Source organism: Streptococcus hyointestinalis (assembly GCF_041225505.1).
GTDB classification, from domain to species: domain Bacteria; phylum Bacillota; class Bacilli; order Lactobacillales; family Streptococcaceae; genus Streptococcus; species Streptococcus hyointestinalis_B.
This window is the reverse complement of the sequence record NZ_JBCLSK010000016.1, coordinates 21,551-35,808: the sequence shown is the minus strand read 5'-3', so window position 1 is coordinate 35,808 and position 14,258 is coordinate 21,551. Positions and strand designations below refer to the sequence as shown.

Below are 14,258 nucleotides of genomic sequence, written 5' to 3'. Positions count from 1 at the left end.
TGTGGTGATTACAATTATATCTCTCTGAGGTGTTTTTTCATACTTTTAAGTGGCTAACTTCATTTTAGAACTTTTAACCGCTACCATAAAGCCTAGATAAAACACTTTTTAGTGGAGGGACTTGATGATTTCCACACGGGTAATCACGCCATTTTTGACACTATCCACACGCAGGGCGACATCGTTAAAATAAACCGAAGCACCAATAGATATGGTCTTGTCCTCTGCTTTTAAGTGCCGTGCGACAAAGTCACGCAGCAACTCGCCGTCACGCCCCTTGAGATTGACACGAGCGATGATGTTGGCAATCTTGACCTTTTGACTGCCTCGCACGATGATATTGTTGGAGTCGTCAAAGTCTGAAAAGAGGTACTTGCGTGTGGCAAAGAGCGCTGCTATGGCAATCACACCAAGGAGCATGTCAAGTGTGGAGCTGTGCGACACCACAATCTGACGAGCCACCGCAAAAAGTAACACCTCAATAATAGTGCCTGATGTATGCTTACTGAGCATTTTAATCAACTCGACACCGATAGCGATACTCATGGCTTGATTGATAAAACCTTGCAGATAGTCCTCAATGCTAGCGCTGCTGGTGTAGATACTGGATACCTCCAGCACCAAGCGCCCTGTGAGTAGCAATAAAACTAAAACTAAAATAATCGAAACCAAAATCTCCACATAAAAGGAGAGCTCATAGAGCAGTGTTTGTAAAAATTTGCGCATCCCATCTCCTTTAGAAAGCGTTTTTACTATTATAGCCTATTTTAGATAGTTTGGCTAGAGGTGTTTACTAAAACGCTTTATTTTGCGCACAAAAAAAGAGCACACGCTCTACATCGCTTAGGGCTGCTGGATTCCTCCCCTGACCCACTTCACGCAAGACCGTTGCTCCATAAGTATTATAGCATGAAATGAAAAATAGTGCAAATCTAAATCTTATTTTCTGCTTTTGCTGCTTTTTGCAGGGCTCTTTTATGCTTGAAAAAGGTCTGCAACAACTCTGCGCACTCTTTTTCTAGGACACCACTTTCGACCTCTACACGATGGTTGAGCCGCTCATCCGTTAAAATCTGATAAAGACTCTCAGCACCACCGAACTTAGCATTTTTAGCACCATAGATGACCTGTGGAATGCGAGCAAGCCCAATCGCTCCGCTACACATGACACAAGGCTCAATGGTCACAAAAAGCGTCGTATCCAGCAAGCGCCAATTGCCCTCAAAGCTGTTAGCTTGATTGATTGCCATGACTTCTGCATGGAGGATAGCCTGCTGCTGTTCCTCACGTGCATTGTGCCCTCGTCCGATAATCTCGCCATCCTTGACGATGACACAGCCAATGGGAATCTCGTTTTTATCCAGCGACTTTTGCGCTTCAAGTAGCGCCTGCTCCATGTAGTAGGCTTTTTCCATTTCTGAAAATGTCGCCATTAGAGCGCTCCTAAGTCCCATGATTTATGTGGGCTAGCAAGGTCAACTGGAATACCCTTGCTGTAGTGTTCAGCTTGCTCACGTAGCACTTCTAGGTAGTTCTCTTCTGGAATACCTTTTCCTGGAAATTGTGGAACGTGCGTAAGCACCAGTTTTTTGACCTTGGCTTTGCTGGCAATCTCACCAGCTTCTTTTGAGGTCAGATGTGCAGGGTGATTTTCATTGCCCTCAAAAAGATAGACGTCTGCTAAGAACAAGTCCGCTCCCTTTGTAAAAGGTGCTAGTTTGTCAAAATAGCCTGTATCGCCTGTAAAGACAAGGGTTTGACCAGTTTCACGCTCTACGATACGCATGGCATAGCAGACAACAGGGTGCACCGTTTTGATAAAGGTGATATCAAAAGGTCCAATCTGCTCAACACCCGCCGTATGGTAAGCAATCCCCTTTGCCACATCAGGCAAAGTCAGTTTTGAAAACTCATAGCTGTCTTCGTCATGCCCATAGACTGGAAGCACCTTTGGACTCCAGAGATGTTTTGGGTAGAGCTGGCGGTAGTGAAAGAGCACGCCCAAGTCTGCGATGTGGTCTGGATGGTAGTGGCTGATAATGACAGCATCCACATCCAGCGGGCTGATTTCTTTTTCTAATTCATTGACCGCACGACTCCCCACATCCATAAGCAGTTGAAAGCCATTGTCAGCGGTGATGAGGTAGCTGGTTGTGCCAGCGTCTTTATAAGGATAGCCTCCCCAGCAGCCGATTGTTGTTAATTTCATACGAACACCTTCTTTTGTTTAGATACTTCAATTATATCAAATTACAGCAAAACTGCCTTGGATAGAGCTGCTCCTAGACTAAAAATGTTAGCCTTATTAGAAATTACGTTTAGAGTGATTGTAGCCGTAACGCTCCACAAAGTCTTCACGAAACTCTAAGAGATTGTCGTCCATGATAGCTTGTCGGACTTGCTTCATGAGATTGACAAGGAAGTAGAGATTGTGGTAGCTGGTTAGGCGCAGTCCAAAGGTCTCGTCTGCCTTGATAAGGTGGCGAATATAGGCTCTGGTGTAGTTGGTACAGGTGTAGCAATCACAGTTAGGGTCAAGTGGGCTAAAGTCCTCAGCGTACTGAGCGTTTTTAACCACGAGACGCCCCATGCTGGTCATACAAGTCCCGTTTCGTGCGATACGTGTCGGCAGCACACAGTCAAACATGTCAATCCCACGAATGACACCGTCAATCAGACTATCTGGCGCTCCAACGCCCATGAGATAGCGAGGCTTACCTTGTGGCAGCATTGGCACGGTAAAGTCAAGCACAGCATTCATCTCCTCGTGAGACTCCCCAACAGCGAGTCCTCCGATAGAGTAGCCAGGGAAATCCATAGAGACAAGGTCCTGCGCTGACTGGCGACGTAAGTCCTCAAAGCCTGCCCCCTGCACGATACCAAAGAGTCCTTGGTCATGCGGACGGCGGTGCGCTTTAAGCCCACGCTCTGCCCAACGGCTGGTGCGCTCAATAGACTTTTTGACATAGTCATAAGGCTGGTAGAACTGCGGGCACTCATCAAAACTCATCATGATGTCAGAGCCGAGGTTATTTTGGATAGAGATAGCTTTTTCAGGGGATAAAAACATCTTGGCGCCGTTGAGGTGATTTTTAAAGGTCACCCCTTCTTCGGTGATATTGCGGTTTTCAGCCAAGGAATAAACTTGAAAACCACCACTGTCGGTGAGAATAGCTTGGTCCCAGTTCATAAACTTATGCAGTCCCCCTGCACGGGCAATCAACTCATCCCCAGGGCGCAACCAAAGGTGGTAGGTATTGGATAAAATAATGCCGCTACCCATTTCCTTCAGTTCTTCAGGCGATTGAGTCTTGACGGTAGCTTGGGTGCCGACTGGCATAAACATAGGCGTTGGAAATGTGCCGTGAGGTGTGATAATCTCTCCCAGACGAGCTCCTGTATGCTTTTCCTGCTTGATTAAGCGGTATTTAATTGGATGTTCTGTCACTGTTATTCTCCGTATTCTTCATTTCGGCTGGTGCCGATGATTCTAGCGTAAGGCAAGACACGCCTAAGCTAGGATAACCTTATTGATTGTACCAAAAAAAGAGAAGCTTGTCATGAGGCATTCGCCTAGCCATAGAATATGGTATAATAGAGCTAACGACGACATAGTGTAAAGGAGAATTATGCGCATTTCTGACATCAAAACTACCGCAAGACGCCTGATTGCAGGCACTAAGGGCAGCTACGCTTTATATGCCGTTGCTATCATGCTGGTCTATGCTTCGCTGCTACTTGGCTTTACACCAAGTGAGACAGGCGTTGGCTTCAATCTTACTAGCCTGTTGATTAGCGTTTTGACCTTGTTTTTCACTTTATCAGCTAACTTTACCATGCTGTTAGTCGTAAGAAATCAAAAACAGTCCGTGCAGTTTTCAGATAATCAACTTGCCTTTTCAAGGCAGTACGTTTGGCGTTTGCTACTGCTTTACATCATCCAAGGTATCTTTTTAATGCTCCTCTTAGGAGTAGCGCTTTTAGGGGTTAGTCTCATTATTCTCGGGAACTACTTGGTCACGATTGATACGACCAGCTACTATCCTCTGGTTTTCACCTGCTTAGGTTGGATTTTTAGCGTGTATGGTGTTATCGCTGTCGTTCGCTACTACTTTGCCTATCGCATGACAGCTTACATCGCTTTTGATAGGATTAACCGTGACCCCGACAACTACCCTGGCACGCTTGCCATTATCAAGGACAGCATTGCTCTTATGAAAGGATACAAGTGGCAGTTGTTTCTGCTGGATCTGAGCTTTATCCTTTGGTATCTGCTGATTTTGATGACCTTTGGTCTAGCTTACATCTACGTCCTCCCCTACACCAACGCAAGCGAAGTTATCTTTTATGAACAATTGAAAAAAGCTTAAAACCACTGCTAGCAGTGGTTTTTATGTATTCTTATCCTCACCTGTGACAAACATGGTAAAGGTCGCTTTGACGATGAGCTTGCCAGCTTGATTGGTGATGGTCGTCTCAACAATCTTAGTAGACTTGCCATCATGCAGACAACGTCCTTCAATGGTCAAACAATCCTCCAGCTGACCTGCTTTTAGGTAGTTGATACTGGATTGCATAGTAACAGCATTGTAGCCTAGCGTCCTTGCTACTAGACCACTAACTTGGTCACACAGGGTAAAGAGATAGCCACCGTGAGCATGCCCGTAGTAATTGAGTGCATGCGGCACCACCTTGGTCGTCACCACGACATGCCCAGCGTCAAACGCAAGCAACTCATAATTTTCAAAAACACGTATCTCATGCAAATAATCTGTCATCGCAAGACCTCCTTAATCCTCTATCAGCAAATCACGAATCATATTTTTCAGCAACAAAAGGCAGATTGGGTTGAAGCGCTCCTTTGAGTCGGTAAAGTTTGAGCGTATCCACTGCGCCATCACGCCTGAAAAAAGACCAGTCAGGGCACTGGAGAGGTATTCCTGCGGGATACGCAATCTTTCTTGGATATCACGGCTCTGCCAGATATCCTCTAGCACTGCTCCCATCTTGGATAAGAAAGCAGGATCTACCTCATCTTTCATGATGAGCGCTATCAGCTCTTTCTTGTCATAGATAAAATCAATAATCTTTTTAGTGTGGGTGAGCTGCTCAAAGGTGGTAATCCCGTGTAGTTCACGCCCAAGAAGCAGGGCGTCCACGTCTTCTAGGATGACAGCCTTCATCTCAAGAAGCAGGTCAATCTCTATCTGATCCAGCAAATCAAACTTATCTAAATAATGGGCATAAAAGGTTGAGCGATTGACGCCAGCCTTTTTGATAATCATGCTGACGCTTATCTTAGAAAAAGGCTGTTCTTCTAAAAGGTCTAGAAAAGCAGAGCTGATTTTAGCCTTGCTTCTAGCAGCTCTAGGGTCTGTTTTGGTCATTTTTTGTCCTTTCCGACAAAGTCTGCTCTTTTGTCGGAGAAAAAAGACACTTCACCAACAAGACCAGTCACATTGTCGCTTGTTTTTCCTTTTGAGACTAGTATAATACAGGTATTACCCGTTGTGCTAGTTAATTGTAGAAATAATAAAAAAACTTGCGTATCATAAACTCAAAACCATCACGAATTGAGGACATGATATGCAAAGCCAATTACATTATCTCGCTAATCCTTCTCAAACACAAGTAGTTTTCAATAAAATTTTAATGAAAGTGACTAATCTGTACGAGAAATATGTTCCAAAGTCAGTTCGTTTCCGTAAGAATGTCCACTTACAAATTCAACCCGATGTTATTTTGATTTCTAGCTACATTTGGGCTCTACAACAAGGTTGTAAATCAGCTATTAACATACTCCTTACTACTTCATCAAAGTCAAATGGAGAATGGTTTTAGTCTAAGGTATTCACTTGCTTACGCTTAAGTAACTAGCACAACGGGTAGGTATTCTAAAAAAACAACAGGTGTTTGAGAAAGGAGACACGACATGGCAAAAGCAAGACTCATGAACACAGCAGAGGACTATAAACGCTTAAAACTCAATCCAAATCACATCGAGACTTGGGAGGACGGCTGTCGAGATGATTTTAAGGCAGGGAAGTTTGAGTGGTGGTACTTTGACGCTATCTTAGACGATGGCACAAAGATTGTAGCGGTCTACTCCACCAAGGTGCAACCCTTCACCTTCTTGCCTGGAGCGCACCCTGCACTGACTTTTCATATCACAACACCAGACGGTAAGGACCACCAAGGCAAATTTGCCAAATTCAAAAAAGAGGACATCATCCTTGACAAGGACAAATGCGACGTCCATTTTGGTCCACACTTTATCACAGGTGATTTGAAAAACTATCACCTAAAAGCCGAGCCGCTTGAGGGCTTGGGCTTTGACCTGCGTTTGACCAATGAGGTTTCTTCTTGGCGTGGGGAGACAGGCTACCTTTGCTTTGAGGATAAAAAGGACGAGAAATACTTCACTTGGTTCTGTGCGGTGCCAAAAGGTCGGGTGGAAGGCACTGTGACCATTGACGGTGTCACACATCAAGTGACAGGACTAGGCTACCACGACCACCAGTGGGGCGATACCATTCAGTTTGAGTTTCTCAATCATTGGTTCTGGTCTCGTCAAAACACAGACAAGCACAACATTGTCGTCTTTGACTTTGTCATGAACCAGCACTTTGAGTTTGAGCGCATTCCCCTTGTCTTTTTGCAAGATGAGTTTGGCAATGTCCTCTTTGAAAGTACGGACAATGTCTCCTGTCAAGTCAAGGAAGAGTTTTTCCAAAGCGCTTCCCAGACCAATTTCCCAAAAATCGTCAACTATACCTTTAAAAACGGCAGTAAAACCTTAACCTACCGTGTCGAGGTGCTAGATGAGCTAGACGGGCGCTTTATCTACAAGGACACGCCAGCCTTAATGCGATGGCTCTTTAAGGGGAGTCATCCCAAATACGGACGCTACCACGCCAAAGGCGACTTTAGCCTCTACGACAATGGCGAACTTATACTCCAAGACAGCGGCGATTTGATTTACGAATTTGCCTATGTACAGGACGACTACAAGACTCACATGGAAAGCAAGTAAAGGAGAAAAATCATGTCAGCAGTACGTTTAATGAACCAAGCAGCAGATTATGAAAAGCTAGGTGTCAATCCAGACCACATCGAGGTCTGGGAGGACAGCAAGCGTGTCTCTAGTCAGGCAGACTTTTGGGAATGGTGGTATTTTGACGCCATCTTAGAGGACGGCACAGCGGTTGTCATTCAGTTTTTAGAAAAATCCTTTGCCTCAATCGGAAAGGACAATCCTAAAAAAGGTATTACCTTTAAAATCACCCTACCAGACAGGACGGTCTATGAGGAAAAACTACATATCGCAGCCAAAGACTGCTACTATGGTGGAGATAAGTGTGATGTCCACTACGATAAAAACTTTTTCGTCGGTGATTTGAAAAACTACCATATCCATGTCGAGCAGATAGGGAAAATCGCAGCAGATCTGCACCTAGAGAGCTTAGCGACACCTTATCGACCAGGCACAGCTTATTTTGAGTTTGGGGACGACCAGTATTACACTTGGCTTTGCGCGGTGCCAAAAGGGCGTATCAGCGGTACACTCACCATTGATGGCAAGACAATCGAGGTCACTGGCTATGGCTACCACGACCACCAATGGGGCAAATCCCCTTACATCAAGCACTGGAACCACTGGACTTGGGCACGCCAGAGCTTTGACGACTATACTTTGCTGGTCTTTGACATGACAACGACCAAAGACCTAGGCGCCAAACGCTTTCCGCTTGCCTTTGTCGAAGATAAAAACGGCAAGATTATCTTTGAAAATGAAGACCTCATCAACTATCAAGTCCTTGAGACACAGGTAGACCCTGCTAGTGGCAAGGTTTACCCTAAAAAGACCCGCTACACCTTTAGCGGACAAGGTAAAGAAGTCACCTACACCCTAGAAGCCAAATCAACCATTGAAAGCTTTGGACCAAAGACCATGACCTTCCCACAAAAACTGGCTATGAGAGCCCTCCACCTCTCCAACATGTCCTACAGCCGTTTCTTAGGAAAAGGAGAGATGATTATTAAGGACAAGGGCACAGAAATCAAGCGCGAAGGCGAGTTGATTTATGAATTCATGAACCCAGGCAAACCCTCTCTAGAACTAAAAAGCAAATAAAAAAGTTGGCAATGCCAACTTTTTTATTATTTTACAACGATATTGACCAGTTTATTTGGTACTGCGATGGCCTTTCCAGAGTTCTTGCGACTTTAGGCGCTTAGAAATCTGGACCTAGATGCGACCTAGCAACTAGGATCCGTGGTTGTTAAGCTTTATTTTACAACGATATTAACTAGTTTATTTGGTACTGCAATAACCTTCACTACATCCTTCCCAGCGATTTCGGCTTGAATTTTGTCGTTTTCAAGCGCTACTTTTTGCAGGTCTTCACGAGAGAGGTCTTTTGCGACCATGAGTTTGGCACGGACTTTGCCCTTGATTTGGACGACGATTTCAATCTCGTCTTCGATGAGCTTGCTTTCATCCCAAGTTGGCCAAGCCACATAAGAGATAGACTCGCCTGATTCGGTCAAAACTTGCCAGAGCTCTTCAGCCAAGTGCGGTGCAAATGGTGCAAGCAGCTGTAAGAAACCTTTGGCGTAGTCAGCGTAGAGAGTTTCTTCTTTATTGGCACTATTGACAAAGACCATAAGCTGAGCAATAGCCGTGTTGAACTTGAGCTGCTCGATTTGCTCAGTGACAGACTTGACGGTTTCATTGTAAACCTTGTCAAGCTTGCCGTTATTTTCAGTAGTGATAGGCTTAGTCGTGATGAGGCGGTAGACACGGTCAAGGAACTTGCGGCTACCTTCTAGACCTTCTTCGCTCCATGCGATAGAAGCGTCAAGCGGCCCCATAAACATCTCGTAGACACGCAAAGTATCTGCCCCGTACTGCTCAACCACATCGTCTGGATTGACCACGTTTTTAAGCGACTTAGACATCTTGGCAGGCGCTTGCTCCAGCTCTTCGCCAGTCTCGATATGGAAATACTTGCCATCACGCTTCTCAACCTTATCGGTCGCAACTAACGCCCCACGGCTATCACGGTAGCTGGTACCCAAAATCATCCCTTGGTTAAAGAGTTTTTGGAAAGGCTCCTTGGTTGGCACGACACCGATGTCATAGAGGAACTTGTGCCAGAAGCGAGCGTAGAGCAGGTGAAGCACGGCGTGCTCTGCTCCACCGATGTAAATGTCCACTGGCAACCAAGCCTTGAGCAGATCCTCGTCAGCTAGCTTTTCACTATTTTTCGGATCGATATAGCGCAGGTAATACCAGCTAGAGCCAGCCCACTGTGGCATGGTGTTGGTCTCACGGCGACCCTTGACACCGTCTTCACGAGTGACTGTCAACCAGTCTGTCAAGTTAGCAAGGGGACTCTCACCTGTACCAGACGGCTTGATGTTGTCTGTCTTTGGCAGAACCAAAGGCAATTCACTCTCTGGTACAGCTGTTGATGTGCCGTCCTCCCAGTGAATAATCGGAATCGGCTCACCCCAGTAGCGTTGACGGCTAAAGAGCCAGTCACGCAGGCGATAGTTGACCTGCTTTTGCCCAAAACCTTTTTCTTCAAGGAAGTCAGTCATCTTGTCAATGGCTGCTTCCTTGTCGAGACCATCTAGGAACTCTGAGTTGATGTGTGGTCCGTCCTCGGTGTAGGCTTCCTTTTCCACATCGCCACCAGCTAGAACTGGGATAATCTCAAGTCCAAAGGTCTTAGCAAACTCCCAGTCACGGGTATCGTGGGCAGGTACCGCCATGATGGCACCTGTGCCGTAGCTAGAGAGCACATAGTCGGCAATCCAAATCGGAATCTCACGACCGTTGACAGGGTTGATGGCGTAAGCACCAGTCCAGACACCTGTTTTTTCCTTAGCCAGGTCAGTACGAGCGAGATCAGACTTGAGGCTAGCTTGGTGTTTGTAGTCCACAACAGCTTCAGCCTGCTCTGGTGTAGTAATAGCATCTACCAGCTCATGCTCAGGCGCAAGCACGGCATAGGTGGCACCAAAGAGGGTATCAGGGCGAGTGGTGTAGACGGTAAAGGTCTTGTCGGTGCCTGCGACTTTGAAGTCCACATGGGCACCTGTTGACTTACCAATCCAGTTGCGTTGCATATCCTTGATAGACTCTGGCCAGTCAAGCTCATCAAGGTCATTGAGGAGACGTTCAGCATAGGCTGTGATTTTCAGCATCCATTGGCGCATGGGCTTGCGCACGACTGGATAGCCACCACGCTCAGAGGTACCGTCAGGTAGCACTTCCTCGTTGGCGATGGCTGTGCCTAGCTCTTCGACCCAGTTGACTGGCACTTCCGCTTCATAAGCAAGCCCTTTTTCATAGAGCTTGGTGAAAATCCACTGTGTCCACTTGTAGTAGTCAGGGTCGGTGGTGTTGATCTCACGATCCCAATCGTAGGAGAAGCCTAGAGCATTGATTTGGCGCTTGAAGTTAGCGATATTTTCTGCGGTAAATTCAGCAGGGTCATTGCCCGTATCCATAGCATACTGCTCTGCAGGTAGACCAAAAGCGTCCCACCCCATAGGATGGAGGACATTGTAGCCCTGCGCACGCTTGTAACGGCTGAGAATATCTGTTGCTGTGTAACCCTCTGGGTGCCCTACGTGAAGCCCCGCACCAGAAGGATAAGGGAACATATCTAGCGCATAAAAGTTCGGTTTTGTGCTGTCTGTTCCTGTTTTGAAGGTGTGATTGTCCGCCCAAAAAGCCTGCCATTTGGGCTCGATATCTTTGTGATTGTAGTAGGTCATATCTTTCTCCAAATCTTGTAGTTCTCTCTATTATACCCTTTTTTAGGGATTTTTGAAATAGCTGAGTAAGAGATAGCTGGGAGAAAGTTTTTAGAAAACTAGACCAGCTTTTTCAAGAAGAACTGGCTCACAGCCTTGCTTTCTTGAGCTACATAGTCGGGTTTCCAGTAGGTTTCGATATGATTAGCTCCTTTTATCAATACCAGCACCTTATCTAGCGTACCTGTAGCTTTCTCAAAGACAGCGTCTGTCATGTAGCGTGTATCAGAAATATCCCCAGCCCCCATCAAGAGCGGTTGGTCAATCAAGTCCACTTGATTTTCAGCGTCCCAAACCATCAAGTCAAGCAAACTCATAGCCGTATAGCGACTTTGGGAGTTAGGATGATAGTGCGTATCGCTATAATACTGAGTCCCGTCACGATAAAGCCCCGCAGGAATCTTTTCCAACTCCTCCTGCGTGTAGTGTGTCTGATGAGTGATAAGCTCACCGATATAGTCCACTTGACCGGTCTTTGCATAGTGTGCGCGTGCTTGGCTGGCTGCTTGCAAACGCTCAGCCACTGTGTCAAGCAAGCTGTCTGCAAAGCCATTGCGACGAACACGCCCTGTGTTAAACATGCTAATCGTAGCCACTGCCTTGATACGCTTATCGGTCTTTGCGATTTCAATCGTGTAGCCACCGCCACCACAAATACCTAGAGCGCCGATATTGTCCGTATCGACAAAAGGCTGGGTGAAGAGGTAATCAATACTTGAGCGAATGTCGTCCACACGATTGCTTGGGCGGTCTATCTGACGAGGATAGCCACCGCTCGCTCCTTGATAAGCCGCATCAAAAGCGAGCGTGACAAAGCCTGCTTCTGCCAACTTTTGTGCAAAAAGCCCTGACACCTGCTCCTTGACACCACCATTTGGGTGCGCAACAACAATGGCTGGGTAGCGCTTGGTCTCATCAAAGTGAGCTGGTGTGTAGAGATTAGCTGCAATGTCAAGCCCTGTACTGTTAGGGTAAAAAACGTGTGTCAGATGGACCTCTCCGTCACGGTTTTCACGGATATCGTCAGCATAAACTAAACCAAATGGATTTTGTGTCATCTTATTTTCCTCTTTTCTATTATATCGTGCTATTTTACACCTTAGACTAAACTCTAAGTCAAGGCTTTTGCTACAGTTTTTTGAGTAGGTTATTGGCAGTCGTTACTTGACCGCTCGTTGCAATGGTCACTAGATTCATCTGCATGACGTCTGCAAAGCGAGTCATCATATAGGTCATCTGCGTTTTTGCCTCCTCGCTAGGACTAGCCCCTTGATAGAAAAAGACCAAGTTCTTGCCAGACAAGTCCGCCTCATGCTCTGACAGCCTATCAATCAGCACCTTTAGCGAACCGCTGACCGTATGCCAATAAACAGGCGTCCCTATGACCAGCGTATCCGCCTTTTTCATAGCAGACAAGATAACATCAAACTGCTCATCTGAAAACGCCTGCCCCAGACTGTTGACACGGTAGTCCACCAGGTGAATCGTATCGTGGTCAATCCCCTGTAAAATCTCACTTCCCATCTGCATGGTGTTTCCATCCTTATGCTGACTAGCATTTATCAATAATGTTTTTGTTGTCATACTTATTTCCTCCTGTGTCTCTGTCCGACTCCTTGTCCAGTAAAATCCAGACGCTAGAACCGCCAGTAAAATAAGTAAACCGATAGCTATTTTCATTACCCTTTTCATACAAGACTCCCTTCAAATGCGGTATAATAGGAGTATAAACCTTAGAGTACACTCTAAGTCAAGCACTTTTTGAAAGGAAATGTTATGGCAGGTATCAAGGACATTGCTGAGCAATTTCACATCTCAGCGCACAGCATTCGCTACTACGAAAAGGAGGGGCTGATTAGCATTCCTCGGGATGAGCATGGCAACCGCCAGTTTGATGACAAGGCAATCTCTCGCATGAAAGCCATTGTCTACTATCGCCATCTGGGGCTATCTATCAGTGAAATCCGTGACTTGCTGGCTGATTTTCACAATCACGAAAAGTCTCTCACCATCCTCAACCAACATCTAGCAGATTTGCGAGTCAAAATCCAAGAGCTAAAAGCCACCGAAGACTACATTCTTGAAAAAATCGAACTGCACGAACTGTTACTTTCACTTGAAAAAGCTGGCAAATCCAAAGCCGAACAAGACCAAGCTTATCAGGAATTTATCAAAAAACGCTAGTAAAAAAGGGGATAGCATCCCCTAAAAATCACTTCAATAGTCTCATTATCACAAGCTCACAATCGTCAATCACGTTTAAATACTTACACTTCACTGACTTTACTTAGCCTTCTTAACCGCCTCACGGAAATCAACCTTGCCTGGGTACATGAACTCATAGATGAGTTCACCCTTGCGACTCACTATTTCCTTGTCATTTTCAAGGAGCGTCATGTGACCATTCGCTACATAGCGGGCGTAGCTTGGATTCATGCCTTTTAGTTTCACAGCTATTTTAAACAAAAATGGCAACTTCATATTTTTAATGATTTGCTTTTGTTTTAGCTCATAAATCAAGGTTTTATCGCCATTTTTAAAGACAAAACGCTGACTACTTGGATAGGTCTTACCACTATAGTCGTCTTGATAAGTCTCTTGATAATCATAGTCCACGCCCTCATTACTATGGAAAATCACATTGCCTTTAGCGTCTTCTAAAAAGACTAAGGGATAGCGTTTAAAACCATGACTTTCTGAGCCAATCATATCAAAAACAAGGAGAGTATAGTCCCCAAATTTTTGACGTGCCCATGTCCAGTGGTTCCACAAGCTATGATAAGTCGTAGACCCCCACTGGTGGTCATGGAAGCCTCTGCCATGCACAGGAATAGTCTTGCCATCATAGGTCACTGTCTCTGTCACCTCGCCACTTGGCACAGTACAAAACCAAGTATAATACTCATCATCGTCAAAGGTAAAATAGCCTGTCTCAGGTCAGTAAGGTTTTGACTGTGAGGCAAGGGTAATGTCAGCGCCAATTTGCTCTTTGCTGTCATTGACATCTGCCTTGATACGGTAAGTCTGTAAATCTCCTGTAAAGAGAGATTGCCCAAACCGCAAGTCTGCCTTGTCCTTACCAAAGTAGCAATCTTTGGCGTCATACTCGACATTTTTCTTGAGGACACGACCGTCTGGTAAGGTCAGTGTCATACGATAAGAGGGGCTATCTTCAACGGATTTTTTAGACGGTTCTTTAGGGAAAAACTGTAAAACAAGCTGGCTACCATCATCAAGGAGCGCATCAAAATACCACCACTCCCAATGCCCTTTTACCGCTTGATCACGACGTCCATCCTCCCACATCTCTATCTGATCTGGCTTGAGACCCAAACGCTTATAATCTGCTGCTTCTTTTCGTAACGTAATATCTGACATAGGAAACTCCTCCTAGTGATACTTTTGTATCACTTGTTTTGATGATTTGT

At 45.6% G+C, this 14,258-nt stretch carries 15 protein-coding genes, 1 other RNA gene and 1 pseudogene; 5 read left to right on the top strand and 12 right to left on the bottom strand.

Going from position 1 to position 14,258, the window contains the following annotated elements; translation table 11 throughout:
- Positions 1-108 precede the first annotated feature (108 nt).
- The 5 genes from AALA56_RS05510 to tgt all read right to left on the bottom strand — a co-directional run bounded on the left by AALA56_RS05510 (position 109) and on the right by tgt (position 3,448).
- On the bottom strand, positions 109-726 hold the full coding sequence (locus AALA56_RS05510) for a hypothetical protein (protein ID WP_369909118.1): 618 nt from the start codon (positions 724-726) through the stop codon (positions 109-111).
- A gap of 81 nt (positions 727-807) precedes the next feature.
- Positions 808-905: signal recognition particle sRNA small type (gene ffs / locus AALA56_RS05505), an RNA gene on the bottom strand.
- Positions 906-932: 27 nt separating this feature from the next.
- On the bottom strand, positions 933-1,433 hold the full coding sequence (gene tadA, locus AALA56_RS05500) for a tRNA adenosine(34) deaminase TadA (RefSeq protein ID WP_369909117.1): 501 nt from the start codon (positions 1,431-1,433) through the stop codon (positions 933-935).
- Entirely contained in the window at positions 1,433-2,209 is a 777-nt protein-coding gene (locus tag AALA56_RS05495) for an MBL fold metallo-hydrolase (protein WP_369909116.1), read from the bottom strand. The genes tadA and AALA56_RS05495 overlap by 1 nt, the downstream gene beginning before the upstream one ends.
- Positions 2,210-2,305: 96 nt before the next feature.
- A complete protein-coding gene (gene tgt / locus AALA56_RS05490; protein WP_369909115.1) occupies positions 2,306-3,448 on the bottom strand; it encodes a tRNA guanosine(34) transglycosylase Tgt in 1,143 nt (380 codons plus the stop codon).
- 181 nt (positions 3,449-3,629) lie between these two features.
- Between tgt and AALA56_RS05485 the strand changes: the two genes are divergently transcribed.
- Positions 3,630-4,370 (top strand): DUF975 family protein, encoded by a 741-nt coding sequence (locus AALA56_RS05485; protein ID WP_369909114.1) that lies wholly within the window; start codon positions 3,630-3,632, stop codon positions 4,368-4,370.
- A gap of 21 nt (positions 4,371-4,391) precedes the next feature.
- Here AALA56_RS05485 and AALA56_RS05480 read toward each other — a convergent pair whose 3' ends face one another.
- Both AALA56_RS05480 and AALA56_RS05475 read right to left on the bottom strand, forming a co-directional pair.
- The gene (locus AALA56_RS05480) at positions 4,392-4,778 is read right to left on the bottom strand and encodes a PaaI family thioesterase (RefSeq protein ID WP_369909113.1); all 387 of its coding nucleotides are present in this window, start codon (positions 4,776-4,778) and stop codon (positions 4,392-4,394) included.
- Positions 4,779-4,790: 12 nt separating this feature from the next.
- Complete coding sequence (locus AALA56_RS05475) at positions 4,791-5,387, bottom strand: TetR/AcrR family transcriptional regulator (RefSeq protein ID WP_369909112.1); 597 nt, start codon at positions 5,385-5,387, stop codon at positions 4,791-4,793.
- Between the two features lie 199 nt (positions 5,388-5,586).
- On the opposite strand from AALA56_RS05475, the pseudogene AALA56_RS10175 reads away from it, so the two are divergent.
- The 3 genes and pseudogenes from AALA56_RS10175 to AALA56_RS05465 all read left to right on the top strand — a co-directional run.
- Positions 5,587-5,790: pseudogene (locus AALA56_RS10175) on the top strand (IS982 family transposase); the annotation flags it as partial.
- A 142-nt stretch (positions 5,791-5,932) separates the two neighbouring features.
- Positions 5,933-7,033 carry a lipocalin-like domain-containing protein gene (locus tag AALA56_RS05470; RefSeq protein WP_369909111.1) on the top strand — a complete coding sequence of 367 codons (1,101 nt, stop codon included), beginning with the start codon at positions 5,933-5,935 and terminating at the stop codon, positions 7,031-7,033.
- Between the two features lie 12 nt (positions 7,034-7,045).
- Complete coding sequence (locus tag AALA56_RS05465) at positions 7,046-8,134, top strand: lipocalin-like domain-containing protein (protein ID WP_369909110.1); 1,089 nt, start codon at positions 7,046-7,048, stop codon at positions 8,132-8,134.
- 155 nt (positions 8,135-8,289) lie between these two features.
- Here the strand turns inward: AALA56_RS05465 and leuS are convergent, their stop codons facing one another.
- The 3 genes from leuS to AALA56_RS05450 form a co-directional block, all read right to left on the bottom strand.
- The gene (gene leuS / locus AALA56_RS05460; RefSeq protein ID WP_369909109.1) at positions 8,290-10,791 is read right to left on the bottom strand and encodes a leucine--tRNA ligase; all 2,502 of its coding nucleotides are present in this window, start codon (positions 10,789-10,791) and stop codon (positions 8,290-8,292) included.
- A gap of 98 nt (positions 10,792-10,889) precedes the next feature.
- A complete protein-coding gene (locus AALA56_RS05455) occupies positions 10,890-11,888 on the bottom strand; it encodes an alpha/beta hydrolase (RefSeq protein ID WP_369909108.1) in 999 nt (332 codons plus the stop codon).
- A gap of 70 nt (positions 11,889-11,958) precedes the next feature.
- On the bottom strand, positions 11,959-12,414 hold the full coding sequence (locus AALA56_RS05450) for a flavodoxin family protein (RefSeq protein WP_369909107.1): 456 nt from the start codon (positions 12,412-12,414) through the stop codon (positions 11,959-11,961).
- Between the two features lie 192 nt (positions 12,415-12,606).
- Here AALA56_RS05450 and AALA56_RS05445 point away from each other — a divergent pair, with 192 nt between their 5' ends.
- A complete protein-coding gene (locus tag AALA56_RS05445) occupies positions 12,607-13,014 on the top strand; it encodes a MerR family transcriptional regulator (protein WP_369909106.1) in 408 nt (135 codons plus the stop codon).
- Positions 13,015-13,113: 99 nt separating this feature from the next.
- On the opposite strand, the gene AALA56_RS05440 is transcribed toward AALA56_RS05445, so the two are convergent.
- Together AALA56_RS05440 and AALA56_RS05435 are read right to left on the bottom strand one after the other, a co-directional pair.
- Positions 13,114-13,695: a hypothetical protein gene (locus tag AALA56_RS05440; protein ID WP_369909105.1), complete on the bottom strand. Its 582-nt coding sequence runs from the start codon at positions 13,693-13,695 to the stop codon at positions 13,114-13,116.
- Positions 13,696-13,767: 72 nt separating this feature from the next.
- On the bottom strand, positions 13,768-14,208 hold the full coding sequence (locus AALA56_RS05435) for a hypothetical protein (protein ID WP_369909104.1): 441 nt from the start codon (positions 14,206-14,208) through the stop codon (positions 13,768-13,770).
- Positions 14,209-14,258: the final 50 nt, after the last annotated feature.